This is a genomic window from Photorhabdus aballayi, from assembly GCF_026153155.1.
GTDB classification, from domain to species: Bacteria; Pseudomonadota; Gammaproteobacteria; order Enterobacterales; family Enterobacteriaceae; genus Photorhabdus; species Photorhabdus luminescens.
Window position 1 is genome coordinate 85377 of sequence record NZ_JAPFCD010000001.1, and the last position, 18360, is coordinate 103736.

Consider the following 18360-nt stretch of genomic DNA (forward strand, 5'->3'; position numbering starts at 1 on the left):
ATCAAGAGTTATACCCTATAGATTTCAAGATGCGTCGCGACGGCAAGGGAGAGAATCCCCGGGAGCATAGCTAACTATGTGACCGGGGTGAGTGAGCTCAGCCAACAAAGAGGCAACTTGAAAGATAACGGATATATAAGGAAATAGTATGGCAAGTGTCTATAAAAATGAAATGATGACCGGTGAAGAGTATCTCGATAGCTTAGATGATGGGCGTGATGTATTAATATATGGGAAAAAAGTGCGTAATGTTACGATGCATCAGGCATTCCGCAATAGTGCTTATTCGATATCTAGACTCTATGATGCGTTACATAATTCAGATTCTCAGGAGATACTAACTGATATTGATCCTGATGGCTATCGAACGCATCGGTATTTCATGCCGTCCAAGTCTGCTAAGGATTTATTAAAAGCACGAGATGCCATAGCACATTGGGCAAAATTAACCTATGGATTTATGGGAAGAACACCAGATTATAAAGCCGGGTTTACGGCTACGTTGCGTTCGACTCCTGAAATATATGGTTCGTTTAGTGATAACGCTCTATCTTGGTATCGTAAAAGTGCTCGGAAAGTACTATTTCTTAACCATGTATTAGTTAATCCCCCTGTTGGCAGGGCTAAGAATGTTTCAGATATGCGAGATATTTATTTGCATGTCGAAAAAGAAACTGACGCGGGAATCATTGTCAAAGGGGTAAAAATGGTTGCGACTAGTGCGGCAATTTCAAATGCTACCTTTGTTGCACAAAACAGTGCTACTCATTATGAGAAGGGCAGGGAAGAGGATTTTGCTCTGTGTCTTATAGTCCCAATGAATTCTCCTAATCTAAAAATAATATGTAGAAAATCTTATGAACTGGCGGCATTAAGCCCATTTGATAATCCTTTATCGAGTCGTTTTGACGAAAATGATTCCGTCTTGATTTTCAATGATGTTTTCGTTCCGTGGGAAAATGTATTGATTTATCGAGATATAGAGAGAGCACGAAATTTCTATTCGGTATCTGGTTTTCTTAATCGTTACCCTTTGCAGTCAGGTACAAGATTGGCCGTTAAAATGGATCTGATATGTGGGCTGTTTGCTAATGTTTTGAAATCCAATGGTTCAGATCAATTTAGAGGAGTCAGGAGCCATTTGGCTGATATTGTTGCTATACGTAACCTAATGTGGTCGTTAACAGAAAACCTTTGTCAAAATCCTGAAAAAAGAGACGATGGTTCTGTGATACCTAAATTGGATGCAGCCACAACGGTGAGATATTTCAGCACTCAAGTCATGTCACAGTTAAAACCTATATTCAACACGATCTTAGGAGGCTCGCCTATTATGCAAGTTTCAAGTTGGTTGGATATTGAAAATACGGAGGTTAGACCACTGATTGATTGCTATTATCAGGGTACTGACCAATCCGCTATTGAACGCCAGAAACTCATTAAACTTCTTTGGGATGCATTAGGGAGTGAGTTCGCCGGGCGTCATGAACTATATGAACATAATTATGCTGGTAATCATGAGCAAATTCGTCTTGATATGCTGAAACATTGTGAAGCTACTGGAATAATGGATCAATGTAATGATTTAGTGAATCAATGTTTATCTGACTATGATTTGAATGGTTGGGTGGATAACGGTTGGCACTTTGATCCTAATAATATTGATCCTAATAATATAAAAACATTATAGACATATTATTTAAATCGTATTTTTATCAGCATTATTACACTATTTAAAGTCCTATTATACCCTATGGGTTTCAAGATGCATTGCGGCGGAAAGGGAGTGAATCCAACAAAGAGGCAACTTGAAAGATAACGGGTATATATTAATAATGGAGGGTTACGATGCTGTATTCAGGAAAATGGAATAGAGAGGAACTTGATTATTGTGCTTTAAATAATCAATGGCATGTTGTTGCAGATTCTAAGGAGGTTAAAAATAATCGACCAAAAGCGATTCGTTTATTAGGTGAAGAATTGGTGCTTTGGCGAGATAGTGAGAATAAAATCCATGCATGGAAAGATTATTGTGGACATCGGGGCGCTAAACTATCATTAGGTTGTATTAAAAATGGGAATATTGAGTGCCCATATCATGGATGGCGATATGACGCTAAAGGGAATTGTACTTTTACACCTGCGCATCCGAATAATATTCCACCTTCGTCAAAAAGATTGATTTTCCGTCACTATGCAGAAGAAAAATATGGCTTTATATGGGTCAGCCTGTTAGAACCATTGCGTCCTATTCCTTTCTTCCCTGAATGGGATAAGTCCAATTTCAGGAAAGTGGTTGCCGGTCCTTATTATTATAAAGCTAATGCGTTAAGGTCATTGGAAAACTTTATAGATGCCTCGCATTTTCCTTTTGTTCATGCCAATCTTAATGGTTTGCCTGATGCTCCAGAGGAGATAAAGAAATATACTGTTAATCAAGATGATCGTGGGCTCCACTCTTCTGAAATTAGCGTATTTCAACCTTATGGTGACCATCGGGGAATACCGGTTACTGCACATTATTGCTACTCAGTACTCAATCCTACTACTGCTTATTTTGAGAAAAAGACAGGGGATGTTGAGCGTTTTTGTACTTTCTTCAATGCGACCCCGGTTGATGAAGATGAATGTATTATATGGTTGATTGTTGCAATTAATTTTGGTCATGACCTCACATTAGAGCAGATACTTTCCAGACAAGATACTGTATTTGAACAAGACAGAATTATTGTTGAATCTCAACGACCAGCAAGATTGCCGCTTGACCCTCGGCAAGAAATGCATCTCAGTAGTGATCGAATGGGGTTGGAATATCGACGATGGTTAAAAATATTAGGGCTTAAAGCACGTGAAGTCATTCTCTCAGAAACAAAAGAATCTCATTTTTAATTTTCTATTTAAAAAAGGTATTAAAATGAATAATGATTTTAGATTATATCGACTTGTCGATCGCGAATCTAATGCGCGTACTTATTCGCGAAATATAGACAGGGTATTAAGTAAAGGGAAATTGTCTTATGTATATGACAGTGAAAATAAAGAATATATTGACTGTTTAGCTTGTGCCGGCGCTTTACCACTTGGACATAATCATCCTTTTGTAAAGCAAAAAATTATTGAGTTTTTGGAATCTGGTCAATTACAGCAGGCTTTGGATATAGCAACCCCTGCGAAAATTAACTTTGTTGAACAGCTTTATCAAATATTGCCTCAAAGCTTTGCTCGTCAGGCAAAAATACAATTTTGTGGTCCAACGGGGGCTGATGCGATAGAAGCAGCGTTAAAATTATTTAAAACAGCCACCGGGAGGCGTTCTATTATTGTATTTCAGGGGGCTTACCACGGTATGACTCATGGTGCGCTTTCTTTGATGGGTAATTTGACACCAAAGAGATTTGTGACAGGGCTCTCTGCTGAAGTTCAGTTTCTACCTTATCCATATACTTTTCGTAGCCCCTTTGGTGCAACTACCAGTGTCAGTGAAACGGAGCGCTTGAGTCTTGTAAGCCTGGAAAATCTCCTTAGTGATCCAGAAAGTGGCATAACCAAACCCGCAATGGTGCTGGTTGAGGTTATTCAGGGTGAAGGTGGTTGTATTCCGGTGAGTGCTAATTGGTTACATCAGATTCGGGAAATAACGGCGCGACATGATGTTCCGCTGGTTATTGACGAAGTACAGACAGGAATTGGGCGCACGGGTGATATGTTTGCTTATGAATTTGCTGATATTACGCCTGATGCGATTGTTCTTTCTAAAGCGATAGGGGGAGGATATCCGCTTGCAGTGCTTCTCTATCGAGACATATATGATCAGTGGTTGCCGGGTGCACATGCCGGTACATTTCGGGGTAATCAGATTGCTTTAGTCAGTGGCGCTGCTACCTTAGATTTCATCCAGCGAGAAAATCTTCTCGATCAGATTAACTATACAGGTAATCTCCTAAAAAATAGATTGCTTGAATTACAAGATGATTATCCTGTTATTGGTGATGTTCGTGGTCGGGGGCTCATGTTGGGTTTAGAATTGATTGATTTAGATTCTCCTCCAGATGCGCTTGGGCATCCTCTAGCTAATGGAAAATTAGCTCAAATGGTAAAAAAGTGTTGTTTTGATGCAGGTTTAATTATCGAGAGTGGAGGACGGCAAAGTGCTGTTTTGAGGATGTTACCTCCTTTGATCATTACTCCTCAAGACGTAAACAATATTGTAGAACGTTTAAGAAGCGCATTTTCTATTGCTTGCTCAAACTATAATTATCAGCCATCGTGAAGCAAAATAATTTAAGGAGAGATTATGAAAAACTCTTCATCAATTTATGATATTCTGGGTATAGGATTTGGGCCTGCTAATATTGCTTTGTCTATTGCTTTAGAGGAATTAGCCCCGCATTTTTCAGTCCGGTTTATTGAACGTCAGCAAAGAGCATGTTGGCAGCCAGGAATGATGTTGCCAGGATCGGATATTCAAAATCATCCGTTGCGTGATTTGGTTACGCCAAGAAATCCCAAAAGTCATTATTCGTTCACCAATTTCCTTTATGAAACTGGGCGATTATATCAACACTTTAATTTACCATTGCATTATCCTTTGCGTTTAGAATATGCACAATATATAAGTTGGGTGGCGAATTTTTTCAATGATCAGGTTGATTACGATTGTGAGGCGACAGAGATTTTGCCTGTTCTGGATAGCCAAAATGAATATATAGATCATTATCGTGTCAATACCGTTAAAGGAGATATCTATAGAGCGAGAAGTATTGTCCTTGCTCCTGGCCGTACTCCTTTCATACCTGAACCTTTTAATCAATTGAAAGATGCGCGTGTTGTTCATCTTAACCATTATTTGCCTTCATTAGATCAGGCCAAGAAATACAGTAATTCTTTAAGCGTTGCGGTTATTGGCGGCAGTCAAAGCGCAGTAGAAATTCTATTACATGCGAGTACCCAAAATGATATCAAAAGACTCGTTGGAATCACCCGGAATTTTGGATTTCGGCAGAAAGATACGAGTCCTTTCTCTGATGAGGTTTATTTCCCTGAGTTTGTCGATACATTCTATGAAGCTACGCCGGAGAATAAAGCTCGCCTTCGTCGAGAATTGGTACATACGAATTATTCGTCGGCAGATATTGATGTTTTGAATCAACTGTATATTAAACAGTATGAAAATAAACTGTCGCATCAAAATTCAATGCAGATATTAACTTGCAATGAAATAGTTGATTGCCAGAGTATTTCAAACGGTATACTGCTAAAAAGTCGAAACTTTATTAATAGCAATGAATTTGAAGAGTGTTTTGATTTAGTTGTGCTTGCTACTGGATTCATTGATTTAGGCATCGGAGAACGCCAGGAGCTTTGTCCTAAATTATTATTACCTATTAAGAAATTACTGACCAATCAGAGAGATATATTGTCTATAGGAAGAGATTACAGGGTGCGATATTTGACAAAGGGAGATTTTACCCCTGTTTATTTAAATGGATTGTGTGAATCGACTCATGGTATGGGTGATGCTGGTTCATTTAGCTTGCTTGCATTGCGTTCTAAAACAATTGTCGATTCGTTAAGCCAACATTTATCTCTAACCAGATGGGTATAAGAAATAAGCCTAACATTTTGTGCTAGAAATGGTTGAACTGTCTATTGCGAGTAAAATATATAGCCTTAAAGTGGATTGTATTATTATTATCAGGAATTAAGAGTGAAAATAGTATTTAAATAGAATTTGAAATTTATAAAATAATTAAAAGGATAATCAATATTATGAAAACTTTTCCGTTCCATTATCATGAATTCATTTGCAAAAATGTAGAGTTATTAGGGAGATTTATTGATGCATATCCTCTGGCATTAGTAACGCGTTACATGAGCAATGGTTTCATTACCAGCCATATTCCTTTATTCCAATGTGTTGATAAGATGTTATTCGGGCATACAGATCGTCGTAATCCTATGGTTAATGATCTCGTTTCATTTGAAGCTCATATTGTATTCATGGGGCCATCCAGTTATATTCCTCCTGAAGCTTATAGCAATAGGCAGTTGCCTACGTGGAATTATACGGCAGTACATATGGATGCCAGTATTGATGTCATCGTAGAATCTTCAACGAATTTAAATATTTTGCTAGAAACGAGTGAACGTTTGGCTACTAGCAAAGATTCTTTCCGACCAAATAATGAAGATCCTCGTATAGTTAAGAATTTACCTGGAATTTTGGGGCTGAAAGTTGTACCGAAATACATTGAAGGTCGTTTTAAATTATCTCAGGATAAACCATTCGTTGATCATGAGTCGGCTATGCAGTGGCTGCTAGATAATAATCCATCGGAGTTTGATTTATTAATTAAAAGTTTAATTGATGGTTAGAATTATTTTTATGAAAAAAGAATAAATAATATATACCTAATGGATTTCAAGATGCATCAAGACGGCAATGGAGCGAATCCCCAGGAGCATAGATAACTATGTGGCTGGGGTGAGTGAGTGCAGCCAACAAAGAGGCAACTTGAAAGATGACGGGTATATTAATAACAATGAGTATTATCATGCCTATACAATATATTTAAACGGTAGTGCTTTGCAAAAAGCGCTATCATTATAAGATAGGGTTTAATGCCAGTGAATTTATGACCACTTTTGTGAATACATACTAAAGTTCTAAAGTTGAATAAGGGAGCAATGCCGAGTAGGGGAGCTGTTTGTCATGTAGCTATCACTTCTACTAGTTTTTCGGCCTACGCATGGTCAGTTGAGTTTACTATGAAGTAGTCAGTAATGAGCCAGATTATTTTATTAAAGATATCTGGCTCATCTTGTCTTTTATTATTTTTACTGATGTATTGGCTGTTATTCAATTGGCTATCGTGATTTTTAATGTCTGATCGGATTTTAGTACGAAACAGAGTTCCCTCGTTATCTATTGTTTGTAATGAACTGATATTCAGTTAAATATATGCATAGGATAATCTCACACTGTTGTGATGATTGTTTGAATTTTTAATTACCTGTCCGTTATATTTTTCATCTTGAATTTTCTGTTGATTATATAATTACTAGCTACTATTATTAGCAAGATTTTTATCTGTTATATGTTTAACGTAGATAACACAATATATGAATGATGTAGCGCTAGGTTAAAAATAAAAAAGTATACCGTAATTTAATTTGTTATTATAAATTAATATTGAATGCTTAGTTTTTTTGATTTTTATTTTCTTTGGTCTTTCATTGACGCATTATTGGTTCTACACTACTTTTAAAGTTGTAAGGTGTTTTTATTTTTTATAAGTTTATGGATTATGGTGGTTGAATATGGATGTCAATAAATTAGTTGAGTTTTTTGGTGTAATATAAATTTCTATATTTATAATTTGATGTGAATTTAATCTTATAAGGAATAATATATTATGATTGATCAAAAAAATTCTAATAATATAGTTGCCCCTAATGTGACGATTTCTGATGTAACTGTATCCTCGATTCAAATTGCTCCAGAAATAGCCAGAGACAATGTTCATGTAATCATTGTTGATGACAAAGGTGCTTCACGGGATTTTCTTTTGGATAACTCTGCTGGTGGTTATCAAGGGAGTGGTAGTTTAATAGCTTTGATTCTCGCACACCTTAATTCAAAGAAAGTCACTATTAGAACTACCGGATATGAATATAATAAACATGGATATATCAACGGTGTATTAATTAAGGAGGATAAAGGAGGTGGTGGTGGCAAGGAAGGCGGAGATAAAGGAGGTGGTGGTGGCAAGGAAGGTGGAGATAAAGGAGGTGGCGGTGGCAAGGAAGGTGGAGATAAGGGAGGCGGAACAGGTAGTGGAACTTGGGAATGATAAAGGATGGTAAAAATTAGGAATGATCGGAGTGAGGATTCCTATAGAAAATATTATTCGTTATTATTTACGTTAAAGGTATTAAAAGTTTGTCCCATTAAATTATTTTATTTTCCATTTTAAACTTGGGCAGTATTAAAACTGCCTGAAAAATAACGTCCATTGGGATAAATAGTGAATTGGGATTAATTTTGAATAGAAACCCTGATGTTTAATCTTCAGGGTTTTTACTTGTTAATAACTGAGCATACACTGAACTTTAGGAAAAGATGATTATAAATGTCTGATGTATGGTTTTTTCTTGGTTATTATTAAATAAGGCATTCGAATTAATACTATTTGTCAACAAATAATAATCTTTTTTAATATTAATTGGCGAAAAATAAGTAAAATGGTATTTTTATATTTCTGATTGAATTTTTTATCTGCTTGTTGGCAGTAAAATACTATCTTGGTGATTAAATAAGAATATCTCATATTATGGTTGTGATTTGTATGAAAATATTTTTGTTTTAAAATTATATTAATCGGTTTATTCATTTTGGATTAATAGAATCGAAAGGGCTTTATTGTTATTTAATAAAATTATTATCTGAAATAATTTATTCTGTTCTCTGTTCTCTGTTCTCTGTTCTCTGTTCTCTGGAATTTGGAATCTGTCTGTAAAATCTTTATTTTGTTTTTGAATAATTGGGATGTTAATGAATTCAGATAGCATAAAAGTTAAATGGTCAATAAAATATTGACCATTAGGGAATACTATCAATAAGGTTATTAGGAACTCGGTTATTGCTTATGACCTAAGAAGTACTTTAATTCAGGGAGATTGCCATTTTCTCTGAATCTAGCAGGCGTGGTATTAAAGTGTTTTTTGAAGATCCGGGTAAATGTTGCCTGAGAACTAAAACCATACTGTAAGGCGATATCAAGGATTGGTAGGTTTTCTTCACGCAGAGATCTCGCCGCTTCATGTAAACGCCGTTTGCGAACATATTCACCTAGGGTATAGCCTTTCACTTCTTTAAACACTCTTTGTAGATGCCATTTTGAATAACCGCTTTTGTCAGCAATGGTCGCTATTTTTATACCTTCGTTACGTTGGAGCTGAGTTTCGAGCCATCTGACAATATCATTTACTACATTTTCTGACATTTTCACCTCCCACTAATGGTGGGCTAGTTGCTAAAGCATTAGATTTCGTTAGTTATTCTCATAATGATAATAACTATGGTGACTAATTGTGTGTATTTTAAAATAAATCCGGGATATCTATAGGCAAAAAGTGCTATTTATAATTGATAATTATTATCATTTATGCAAATTCCCGTTGTTTTAACAATAAGTAGCATCAAATGATCTTCACTAATTTATTTAAAACAGTATCATCGTTCGTTATTTAATTTAATGGAGGTTGTAATGCAATCGGACTTGATTTTTTTAACTAAAAAGTTGGCATTTTTTGTTTTTTATGCTCTGATTTTCGCTATGGTTATAGGCTTACTCTTTATTGATGTTATCTATTTGCAGAATGCAGTGAAGGAGAGCTCATTAACTGAAATCTTTCAGGAGAGTATACTGTTTGTTATTTCTGCTGTATTTCTGTTGGAAGCGAAAAAGAATAGTCAATTGCGTCCCTCGTTAGTCTTAATATCAGGTTTTTTTGCTTGTTTATTGATAAGAGAGTTGGATTCTATTTTCGATGAAATATTTCATGGCGCCTGGGCGTGGATTGCTATTCCGTTAGCGCTCATTTGTATTTTTTATGCTGCTTATAAAGGCAGGGATACATTGGTTGGGCTTGTTCATTTTACGCGCCATCAAAGTTACGGCATGATGGTTGCGGGTATTTTGTGTGTACTCGTTTTTTCCCGCTTATTTGGTATGGGAGAATTATGGCAAGGTTTAATGCTCGAACATTTTAATCGAGCTGTAAAAAACATGGTTGAGGAAGGATGTGAACTTCTGGGTTATTGCTTGTGTCTGATTGCAACTTTTTGGTATCTGCCTGATGCAATAAAATTTCGCAAGTAAAAAGTAAGACAGGCAAAAAATTGAAATAATTTGCCTGTCAGATTTGCTGTTATTGCCTTAAATAAATCTGAGGTTGCTGAGTTTCAGGATGGCGGGTAATGCCAAGATCTGCTTGATACCATTTTCTCAGAGTATGATCATTTAGTACCTCTTCTGGCGTGCCCGCAGCGACAAGTTTCCCTTTATGTAGCAAAAAGATTTTATCTGCATAAAGGGCAGCAAGATTCAAGTCATGTAGAACACAGCACATAGCCATAGGCTGCTCCCGTGTTAGTCGATAAAGCAGACGCAAAGTATGTTGCTGGTGGTAGAGATCCAGGGCTGATGTGGGTTCGTCAAGAAACAAGCAACACTCTATTGGTGTTGGAGACCAAAGTTGAGCAAGGACGCGAGCGAGTTGTACTCTTTGCTGTTCACCTCCGGAGAGTTGCCGGTAGTCACGGTGACGTAATTCCTGGCAATCTGTTTGCTCAATAGCAGTATCAATTGCTGTCTGTTTATGATGGATACCATGAGGAGAGCGTCCCATAGCGATCACTTCTTCCACACTGAAAGGAAAGGAGAGTGAGCTATGTTGACGCATGACGGCGCGAGTGCGGGCTAATTGTTCTGCTGGCCATTGCTCAATGGGGACTCCATGTAAATAACATTGCCCATGTTCAGGTTTTATATATCCCGTTAATAGTCGCAATAATGTGGATTTCCCGGCGCCATTTGGCCCAATGATGGCGACAATCTCGCCTTTATTTACCGAGAGCGAAACATTATCAATTATTTTCTGATTGCCAATTGAATAGCTTAAATTCTGTGCTTGCAGAGAAATATTATTTTTTATGGCATCCATTATGTGCGGTTCCCCGGTTGTTTGAGGATCAACCATAGGAAATATGGACCGCCGATTAAACCAGTGATGAGACCAACGGGCATTTCTGCCGGGGAGACCAATGTTCTTGCCAGTGTATCTGCGGTAAGCAAAAGAGAAGCTCCGCCTAACGCGGCGCCGGGGAGCAGCCAATTATGATCACCACCAAATCGCATTCTGATCAAATGCGGGACAACTAGCCCAATAAATCCAATAACACCACTTAATGCAACAGCGCTGCCAATAAGCAGGGCGCTGAGTAGTAATAACTGGAATTTAGTGCGTTGGACATTTATACCAAGATAGTGGGCCTCTTCATCCCCTAATTGCAGCAGATTCAGTTTACGGGCCTGGCTGAAAGTTAGGATAGTGGCGGGAATAATTAAAGATGCGGCAATTGCTAACGTCGGCCACTCTATCTGGCTGAGTGAACCCATCATCCATAAAGAGAATTGTCGTAGCTGTTGATCGTCACTGAGATAGCTCAGGACGCCAACAGCGGACATACAAAGGGCGTTGATAGCAACCCCGGCCAGTAATAAACGGGCCAGATTTCCGTAGTTATATTTATTGAGTGAAAAAATCAGTAATGAAATTAATAAGCTGCCAATAAAAGCAGCGATAATATGTCCGTACACAGCAATTGCAGATGGCAGGCTGACTGGTAGAACAATTGCCATTGCAACCATCAGTGCTGCTCCGCTACTGATACCTAGTAAGCCAGGATCAGCTAGCGGATTACGAAATAACCCTTGCATTACCGCACCGGAAGCGGCTAAAGCGCAGCCAACTAGTATAGCTAGTAGCACCCTTGGCAATCTGATGTTCAGCCAGATCTGCCACTGGGGATCACTGATGGAAGATTCCCATAATGTCTTGAAAGATAATGATAATGCGCCAATATTAGCAGAGCCGATAGCCAACCCGGACAATAATAAACAAAGAAACGCTAAACCCAATCCCGGAGACTTCATACGGCTCATTGAGTCTTCTCCGCCGCCTGTCTAAGTTGTTTCATTACTGAGGGGGTTTCGAGGCCAAAACCGAGTAGCCCCATATCATCTACAATTAAAACCTGTTGTTTTTGGCCGGCAGGGGTATGTTTTAATCCGGGTAATTGCCAGATTTTATCCAAACCGCCCATTGATTTAACGCCATCTTCCGTCACTAATAACAGATCTGGCGCACTGGCAATAACACCTTCTTGGGAGAGTGGACGATAATTGTTGAAACCTTGCATGGCATTCGTGGCGCCAACAGCGCGAATCATTTTGTCCGCTGCGGTTTTTTGCCCGGCGGCCATTGGCATGATGCCTCCGTGACTCATTACAAACAGAATACGGGTGGGCAATGTAGTTGTCGGTATTCCTGCTAGCGCTTTTTGATATTGTTGAATCAGTTGTTCGCCACGTTCAGCCTGATTGACCGCCTTAGCGACGGTCTTAATTTTTTCAGGAACGGCTTCTAACGCTGCTTTTCCGGTTATCTGAATCACTTCTACGCCAGAATCCTGGAGTTGCTTAAGCGCCAGTGAAGGTTTTGCCAACTCACTGGTTAGAACCAGTGTCGGATTCATAGAGAGAATACCTTCAGGGTTGAGCATTCTCATATAGCCGACATCGGGTAAGGTAAGCAATTCGGTTGGTTTCTGGCTGGTGCTGTCTCGGGCGACAACTCTTTCACCTTCACCAAGTGCAAAAACAATTTCAGATACATCGCCGCCGATAGTGACGATCCGTTCAGTGGAAAAAGCACTGAACGATGATACCGCAAGGACAAATGTTAGAAGCCATTGTTTCATACTACGCTCTCTTCCTGTATTAATTGCAGTTTTGGTAGAGCAGCCACTTGCTCACGCCACTGAGTTTGTTCAGGAGTGCCTTCTGTACGTTGACCAAACAGTTGAGCAATCTGATTGCCATTAGCATCAAATAGCTCAAGGCTAGTGACAAAACCATCCTCTGTTGGTTTACGGGTTACCCAGCTTTCAGCGATAGCACTCTCTATTAAATGTAGTGTGAAATTGCGGTTAAAGATATTAATCCATTTCTGATCTGAGTTTTCTTCCTGATATGGCATCAGACGTTCCAGCTTTCCGGTGAAAATTTGTACGCAACCGTGATTGCTGACGAAAATCATGATTTCATTCTGATCGTTATAAGCGGTGTTGATGAGCTCATTCAGCGCGGAATTTTCCACCTTGTAAGCCAGATCATCCTGTACCGCATTGAAGATTTGCTGACGGCTCAGATTATGGCGTTTAAGTAATGTGAAGAATTGATGAACGTTAGTCATTGCTCGCCACTCTTCATCAAGCTGGGCTTTCAGTTCATTTGTTATGGTCGAATAGGTGGTTTTTTCTATAGGCTTGATGACCAGTGCGGGGTTGTCTTCTGTTTGATATTTTTCGATCAATGCTTCCCAAGCCGCCATATCAGTATTATTTGTTGCATAAACTTTATGCAGCGCATCACCCTGATGATCAAAAAATTGAATGCTGTGGCGCACACCATTTTTTGCGGGTTCAACCAGATAAAACACACTACTCCAATGTTCAAAGAATATCCGCAAGTCGAGCTCATAAGGATTCAGGACTAGTCCAGCATGGCTGCTGAAACGTGTATTTTCATACCGGCCAATTTGTTCATGAACAGCAAAATCGTTACGGGTGATCGCTTTAGTTTCACCAACAATCGCCAACTCTTCCAGTAAGGTTGGGGCGTCAACATTAAGGCGTTTGGCATCGATACCAACGCGGCTATGCAATAATTCACCTTCACTGACATTCAGATAGGCGGCCAAGTCACGGGCATATTTGGCTTTATTGTCAGCTTTGGCTTGCAAGTAACGTTCATAAAGTGACGAATTCACAATTTAACTCCTTGAAATATATTTATTTTAATTACCACTGGTAACTGACTAACAGTTTGGCGTTGCGGCCATCCTGAGGCGTTCCTTGTGGCGAGTAGTATTCTTTATCAAAAGCGTTACCCAAAACTGCTGTAGTAGTCACACCTTTTAGCATTCCTTCACCTTGATAGCTGACATAGAAATCATTGACGCCATAGCCGGCTTGTTGTTTAGTCTGCCCTTTAAAATCAGTATGCTTAGTAAACTGACCTATCCAACCAACAGAAAAACCGGTTTGTGCGACAGGGATATCCAGTATGCTGGTGATGGTGTCTGGGCTGAGGTTATCGAGGGATTCACCGCTTTTTTCATCTTTACCTTTAGTTCGGTTGTAAGCCAGATCCCAGGAGAACAGATTAGATTCATAGTTTAAAGAAATATCCCAACCCCAGATCTTGGCACTGGGTACATTAGTAGATGTTGTGTTCAGGTATATTGGATTACCAGATTTTGATTTGACTATCTCGCCCGATTCTTTCTTAAGCGGGTTAATGAGTTCTAATTTAATATAATTTTTAGCTTTAGTATCAAAATAACTCGCTTTGAATTTCAGTTCGTCGTTATCTGCCAGTAGATTATCGAAACGTAACCCAAAACCAGACTCCCACGTTTCGTTACTTTCTGGGCGGAGATTTTGATTAGGAATCCAGAAGTTTCCAGGATAGTGCATAGAATCGCTATACATTTCTTTCATTGTCGGTGCTCGGAAAGCCTGAGCATAAGAAGTAAACAGCATCGACCAATCAGTTGGCGTGATACTGATAGCACCTTTGGAAGACCACTTATCTGCACTGACATCCTTATATTTAGAATTGGTTCCCTTATAGTTGTCATAGCGAGTACCAGCGATAATAGAAACTGGCAGGTCGCGTAAAGTTATTTCATCTTGCAACCAGCCGGAATAAAAGCGGATATCAGCATCAGGAAAGAGTTCAGTGTTACCGCTTGGGGCCTGTTTCTGTTGGTAAGTTTCACCACCATAAGTGAATTGATGCGCCAGCGGGCTGTCTGTCCACAAGCGGGAGCGGTTTTCCAATTTTATGCCATAGGTTTTCTGCTTACGGCCTTCAAACCCCTTTTTCTTAGTACGGGCATCGATAGTGATATCTGAATAATAAAGGTCGGTTTTGGCATTTAACCAATCATATTCCGCCGGATTTAATTGGTAGCTAAGTTGGGCATCACGCTGAGTTGTCGTGCGGTCCGTCCAAGTGCTAGGATCTTTGTTTTTTCCGGTGAGTGTTTGTGGATTTTTAGGTTGATTAGCCTCATTGCGGTAATAACGTAATTGGCTGCTCAAGGATTGGTTGTCATCAATTTTCCAACTGCCTTTTGCCATCAGGTTACTGATAAATTCATCATTATCGCCAACCACACCACCACCGTGACGGATATTGCCTGAATCACGGGTACTGAAGGCAAAGACGCCATCCAGGGATTCTGATTTTGCGAACGTTGCACCACCAAAGCCCATACTGTGGTCACCTGTGGCGCCGCGAGCAAAAACGCGGAATCCGTGATCTTGACCCGCTTGCAGAAGATCTGCGGCATCAACGGTTTGATAAGCGATAACACCGCCTAAAGCGCCACTGCCGTAGAGTAGGGCAGAAGGCCCGCGTACAACTTCGACTTGTTTAATGAGTGCTGGGTCCAGGAACGTACCATTGATATGACCGGTATCGGTACCTTGGCGAATACCGTCAATCAATGTCAAAACACCTTGTGGACCGTAACCACGCAGACTGACATCTTGCCCATTAGCGCGATTTGTACCGGCTATGTTAATACCAGGTATTTTTTTGATGAGATCGTTAGCATTACCTGCGGTCTGACTTTGTGGTGACTTATTATTTATTACTGTCACCATCATGGGAGCTTCGAAACTATCCCTTTCATTACCTGTTGCATAAACAGTTATCGCATCACGGGATGATTTATCATTGTCGGAATCGGGCGATTTTGTTGCTGCGTGAGCAGCCGAAATGCTACTGATAATCGCTAAGCTTAATGCTGATAGTTTAAGTGTTGATCTTGCAGATTGAGACATCAGACGAATCTCCATAATAATATTTTATGAGTTATGGATATAGCTGGCTGCCCCGATACGCGATCTGGGTGGCTGGCTGAGTTATTATTTTATTTAGTTAGTATCAGCTTACCGGCTTTAGTTTGGCGCAATTGGTAAAATTCTCCTTGGTGACGAATCTTGGTAATTCCTAGTTCACCTAATAGTTGTTTACTGTCAATGTAGCCAATTTGCACAATTTCAGCAGGATAGGTGTTGCATTGTTCTTTAAGTGCAATGAAAGAATGTTGGTGACATATTTTAGTCATAAAACCACTTTGCGAATACTAACTATTATCATAGTGAGAATTATTATCGTTATATAAAGAGGTGACTTCAAGCAATATTTTTGGTGGTCATGATCAATACATTAATCCAAGTTAATTAATTTGTCGTCAGTTAGCCTTTTATGAATGAAAAAGGCCAACTCGGAATAAGGATTCAGAAACGGTAACTTACTGCTTCGGCGAGAATGTCAATAAGTTGTTCTGTATCTTGCCAGCTTAGACAAGGATCGGTGATCGATTGACCGTAATTTAGCGGTTGCCCTTGAATGATTTTCTGGGTGCCTTCAACCAGAAAACTTTCAGCCATCACACCAACAATCGCGGTAGAACCCTCTTGAATCTGTTGTCCCACCTCTTTTGCTATCGTCAGTTGGCGTTTATGTATTTTCTGACAATTACCATGACTGAAATCGACAACTAAATGTTCTGGTAAATTAAATTCACGTAGTTGGGCGCAAGCTGTCGCAATATCTTTGGCATTGTAATTAGGCTGTTTGCCTCCACGCATAATAATGTGGCCGTATGGGTTGCCTTCGGTTTGATAGATGGTCATCTGACCGTGCTTATCTGGCGAGAGAAATGTGTGACAGACGCTGGCGGCGCGGATTGCATCTATGGCGATACGGATGTTGCCGTCCGTGCCATTTTTAAAGCCAACTGGGCAGGAAAGGGCGGATGCCATTTCACGGTGAATCTGGCTTTCTGTTGTTCTGGCTCCGATCGCGCCCCAACTGATCAAATCGCCAATATATTGGCCGGTTACCATATCCAGAAATTCAGTTGCCGTGGGTAAACCCAACTCGTTGACGTCAACCAGTAATTTCCGCGCCAAAGTAATACCCCGATTTATCTGGCAAGAGCCGTCGAGATAGGGATCTGAAATTAAACCTTTCCAGCCTACCACTGTGCGTGGTTTCTCAAAGTAGGTTCTCATAATGATTTCCAGTCTGTGCTGGTATTTTTCACGCAATCTGTTTAGCCGCTGGGCATAATCTAAAGCAGCATCAATATCATGAATAGAACAAGGACCAATGATTACCATAAGTCGTGGATCATTCCCGCAGAGAATGTCTGTAATACGTTTCCGTGACGCTGTCACATTGTTGGCGATTTTTTCGGATACGGGAAATTGAATTGCAAGAGTTTGAGGTGTGACCAAACTATCGACACGGCGAGTCCTTAAACCATCTGTTTTGTACATATATTTTCTCAAAGTTCGTTTCACATTAGCAGGCATATCTATAGGTAATTGAAATTACAATAAACGAAAACGACTAAGTTAAACAAATGATATAATTAATCATATGATAAATTTTTCTCTATTATTCCTATTGATATATTTTTAAAACATTCGGCGGTTTAGCTTCATCATGTCGATTATTTTGGTTGAGATTTCTTCAACAGAATAATTGGTGGTGTTAAGATAATTAATCTTATTTTTACGGAATAAAGCTTCAACTTCGGAAATTTCTATTCTACATTGCCTTAATGATGCGTAACGGCTATTTTCTCGACGTTCTTCCCTAATCGCCGCCAGCCGTTCAGGGCTTATAGTTAAACCGAATAACTTATGTTGAAATTGTTTTAATGTCGCAGGTAATTGTAAATTATCCATATCATCCGCAGTGAAAGGATAATTTGCAGCCTGAATACCAAATTGCATGGCTAAATAGAGGCTAGTAGGGGTTTTCCCACAGCGGGATACGCCTAGTAGGATAACCTGTGCCTGGTCAAGATTACGTAAAGAGATACCATCATCATGCGCCAGGGCATAATCAATAGCGGCAATGCGAGCGTCGTACTGACTGAGATTCTTTTCAGTCAGACCGTGGGTGCGATTAAGTTCGGGTTTGGGTTCCAATCCGGTTTCTTGCTGTAATGGTGCGACCAGTGTTTGTACAATGTCCTGACAAAATCCTTCGCTGCTGGTAATAATATTTTTCACTCCAGAAGAGATAATGGAATAGAAAACTAAAGGTCTTATACGCGTATCCTGATATATCTGGTTTATTTGTTGCTTTATTTCTTTTGCGCGGGTTTCACTGGCAACAAAAGGGAGAGTATAAGAGGTTATTTTGATGGGAAATTGAGATAAGACAGCATGGCCCAATACTTCCGCGGTAATTGCTGTGCCATCTGAAATAAAAAAAACCGTGCGTTCAACATTCTCAACGCTTTCAACATTATTATTACGTTTTGCTGATGATTCTAATCTGAATTCTGCCATGATATTTACAGTGACCTTTTATCTTTCCAATTATGTAGTTGAATAAAACCGGGTATCGATTTTCTGCAAAGTATACCTAAGAAAAAAATAATGTGTTGGGTTGATCGATTCACCTTTCTATGTGT

The 18360-nt window shown here is 39.4% G+C and carries 16 protein-coding genes; 7 read left to right on the top strand and 9 right to left on the bottom strand.

The window, feature by feature from the left end:
• The first annotated feature begins 148 nt into the window (after window positions 1-148).
• The 6 genes from OO184_RS00185 (at window position 149) to OO184_RS00210 (ending at window position 7853) form a co-directional block, all read left to right on the top strand.
• Window positions 149-1690 (top strand): 4-hydroxyphenylacetate 3-hydroxylase family protein, encoded by a 1542-nt coding sequence (locus OO184_RS00185; RefSeq protein WP_265377479.1) that lies wholly within the window; start codon window positions 149-151, stop codon window positions 1688-1690.
• Between the two features lie 158 nt (window positions 1691-1848).
• The gene (locus OO184_RS00190; protein ID WP_265377480.1) at window positions 1849-2889 is read left to right on the top strand and encodes an aromatic ring-hydroxylating dioxygenase subunit alpha; all 1041 of its coding nucleotides are present in this window, start codon (window positions 1849-1851) and stop codon (window positions 2887-2889) included.
• Window positions 2890-2914: 25 nt separating this feature from the next.
• The gene (locus tag OO184_RS00195) at window positions 2915-4270 is read left to right on the top strand and encodes a diaminobutyrate--2-oxoglutarate transaminase family protein (protein WP_265377481.1); all 1356 of its coding nucleotides are present in this window, start codon (window positions 2915-2917) and stop codon (window positions 4268-4270) included.
• A gap of 24 nt (window positions 4271-4294) precedes the next feature.
• Entirely contained in the window at window positions 4295-5605 is a 1311-nt protein-coding gene (locus OO184_RS00200) for a SidA/IucD/PvdA family monooxygenase (RefSeq protein ID WP_265377482.1), read from the top strand.
• Between the two features lie 164 nt (window positions 5606-5769).
• Window positions 5770-6375: an FMN-binding negative transcriptional regulator gene (locus OO184_RS00205; protein WP_265377483.1), complete on the top strand. Its 606-nt coding sequence runs from the start codon at window positions 5770-5772 to the stop codon at window positions 6373-6375.
• A 1040-nt stretch (window positions 6376-7415) separates the two neighbouring features.
• The gene (locus OO184_RS00210) at window positions 7416-7853 is read left to right on the top strand and encodes a hypothetical protein (protein WP_265377484.1); all 438 of its coding nucleotides are present in this window, start codon (window positions 7416-7418) and stop codon (window positions 7851-7853) included.
• A 786-nt stretch (window positions 7854-8639) separates the two neighbouring features.
• Here the strand turns inward: OO184_RS00210 and OO184_RS00215 are convergent.
• On the bottom strand, window positions 8640-9005 hold the full coding sequence (locus OO184_RS00215; protein WP_049581290.1) for a helix-turn-helix domain-containing protein: 366 nt from the start codon (window positions 9003-9005) through the stop codon (window positions 8640-8642).
• A 264-nt stretch (window positions 9006-9269) separates the two neighbouring features.
• On the opposite strand from OO184_RS00215, the gene OO184_RS00220 reads away from it, so the two are divergent.
• A complete protein-coding gene (locus tag OO184_RS00220) occupies window positions 9270-9884 on the top strand; it encodes a hypothetical protein (RefSeq protein ID WP_265377485.1) in 615 nt (204 codons plus the stop codon).
• A gap of 49 nt (window positions 9885-9933) precedes the next feature.
• On the opposite strand, the gene OO184_RS00225 is transcribed toward OO184_RS00220, so the two are convergent.
• From OO184_RS00225 to ppsR, 8 genes are all read right to left on the bottom strand, one after another.
• Window positions 9934-10728 carry a heme ABC transporter ATP-binding protein gene (locus OO184_RS00225; RefSeq protein WP_088374466.1) on the bottom strand — a complete coding sequence of 265 codons (795 nt, stop codon included), beginning with the start codon at window positions 10726-10728 and terminating at the stop codon, window positions 9934-9936.
• Window positions 10728-11729, bottom strand: a complete 1002-nt coding sequence (locus tag OO184_RS00230; protein WP_049581293.1) for a FecCD family ABC transporter permease — start codon at window positions 11727-11729, stop codon at window positions 10728-10730. The genes OO184_RS00225 and OO184_RS00230 overlap by 1 nt, the downstream gene beginning before the upstream one ends.
• Window positions 11726-12547, bottom strand: a complete 822-nt coding sequence (locus tag OO184_RS00235; RefSeq protein ID WP_265377486.1) for a heme/hemin ABC transporter substrate-binding protein — start codon at window positions 12545-12547, stop codon at window positions 11726-11728. Before OO184_RS00235 ends, OO184_RS00230 begins: the two co-directional genes overlap by 4 nt.
• Window positions 12544-13617 (bottom strand): hemin-degrading factor, encoded by a 1074-nt coding sequence (locus OO184_RS00240; RefSeq protein ID WP_265377487.1) that lies wholly within the window; start codon window positions 13615-13617, stop codon window positions 12544-12546. The genes OO184_RS00235 and OO184_RS00240 overlap by 4 nt, the downstream gene beginning before the upstream one ends.
• Window positions 13618-13648: 31 nt before the next feature.
• Window positions 13649-15703: a TonB-dependent hemoglobin/transferrin/lactoferrin family receptor gene (locus OO184_RS00245; protein ID WP_265377488.1), complete on the bottom strand. Its 2055-nt coding sequence runs from the start codon at window positions 15701-15703 to the stop codon at window positions 13649-13651.
• An 89-nt stretch (window positions 15704-15792) separates the two neighbouring features.
• Window positions 15793-15990, bottom strand: a complete 198-nt coding sequence (gene hemP / locus OO184_RS00250) for a hemin uptake protein HemP (protein ID WP_132347908.1) — start codon at window positions 15988-15990, stop codon at window positions 15793-15795.
• A 172-nt stretch (window positions 15991-16162) separates the two neighbouring features.
• A complete protein-coding gene (locus OO184_RS00255; protein WP_265377489.1) occupies window positions 16163-17209 on the bottom strand; it encodes a 3-deoxy-7-phosphoheptulonate synthase in 1047 nt (348 codons plus the stop codon).
• Between the two features lie 141 nt (window positions 17210-17350).
• Window positions 17351-18235 carry a posphoenolpyruvate synthetase regulatory kinase/phosphorylase PpsR gene (gene ppsR / locus OO184_RS00260; RefSeq protein ID WP_074524861.1) on the bottom strand — a complete coding sequence of 295 codons (885 nt, stop codon included), beginning with the start codon at window positions 18233-18235 and terminating at the stop codon, window positions 17351-17353.
• Between the last annotated feature and the right edge of the window lie 125 nt (window positions 18236-18360).

Coding starts and splice junctions, on each gene's coding strand:
- OO184_RS00255 (WP_265377489.1), bottom strand. CDS start 17,209: ATGTACAAAACAGATGGTTTAAGGACTCGCCGTGTCGATAGTTTGGTC.
- OO184_RS00230 (WP_049581293.1), bottom strand. CDS start 11,729: ATGAGCCGTATGAAGTCTCCGGGATTGGGTTTAGCGTTTCTTTGTTTA.
- OO184_RS00210 (WP_265377484.1), top strand. CDS start 7,416: ATGATTGATCAAAAAAATTCTAATAATATAGTTGCCCCTAATGTGACG.
- OO184_RS00190 (WP_265377480.1), top strand. CDS start 1,849: ATGCTGTATTCAGGAAAATGGAATAGAGAGGAACTTGATTATTGTGCT.
- OO184_RS00245 (WP_265377488.1), bottom strand. CDS start 15,703: ATGTCTCAATCTGCAAGATCAACACTTAAACTATCAGCATTAAGCTTA.
- OO184_RS00205 (WP_265377483.1), top strand. CDS start 5,770: ATGAAAACTTTTCCGTTCCATTATCATGAATTCATTTGCAAAAATGTA.
- hemP (WP_132347908.1), bottom strand. CDS start 15,990: ATGACTAAAATATGTCACCAACATTCTTTCATTGCACTTAAAGAACAA.
- OO184_RS00195 (WP_265377481.1), top strand. CDS start 2,915: ATGAATAATGATTTTAGATTATATCGACTTGTCGATCGCGAATCTAAT.
- OO184_RS00215 (WP_049581290.1), bottom strand. CDS start 9,005: ATGTCAGAAAATGTAGTAAATGATATTGTCAGATGGCTCGAAACTCAG.
- ppsR (WP_074524861.1), bottom strand. CDS start 18,235: ATGGCAGAATTCAGATTAGAATCATCAGCAAAACGTAATAATAATGTT.
- OO184_RS00220 (WP_265377485.1), top strand. CDS start 9,270: ATGCAATCGGACTTGATTTTTTTAACTAAAAAGTTGGCATTTTTTGTT.
- OO184_RS00235 (WP_265377486.1), bottom strand. CDS start 12,547: ATGAAACAATGGCTTCTAACATTTGTCCTTGCGGTATCATCGTTCAGT.
- OO184_RS00200 (WP_265377482.1), top strand. CDS start 4,295: ATGAAAAACTCTTCATCAATTTATGATATTCTGGGTATAGGATTTGGG.
- OO184_RS00185 (WP_265377479.1), top strand. CDS start 149: ATGGCAAGTGTCTATAAAAATGAAATGATGACCGGTGAAGAGTATCTC.
- OO184_RS00225 (WP_088374466.1), bottom strand. CDS start 10,728: ATGGATGCCATAAAAAATAATATTTCTCTGCAAGCACAGAATTTAAGC.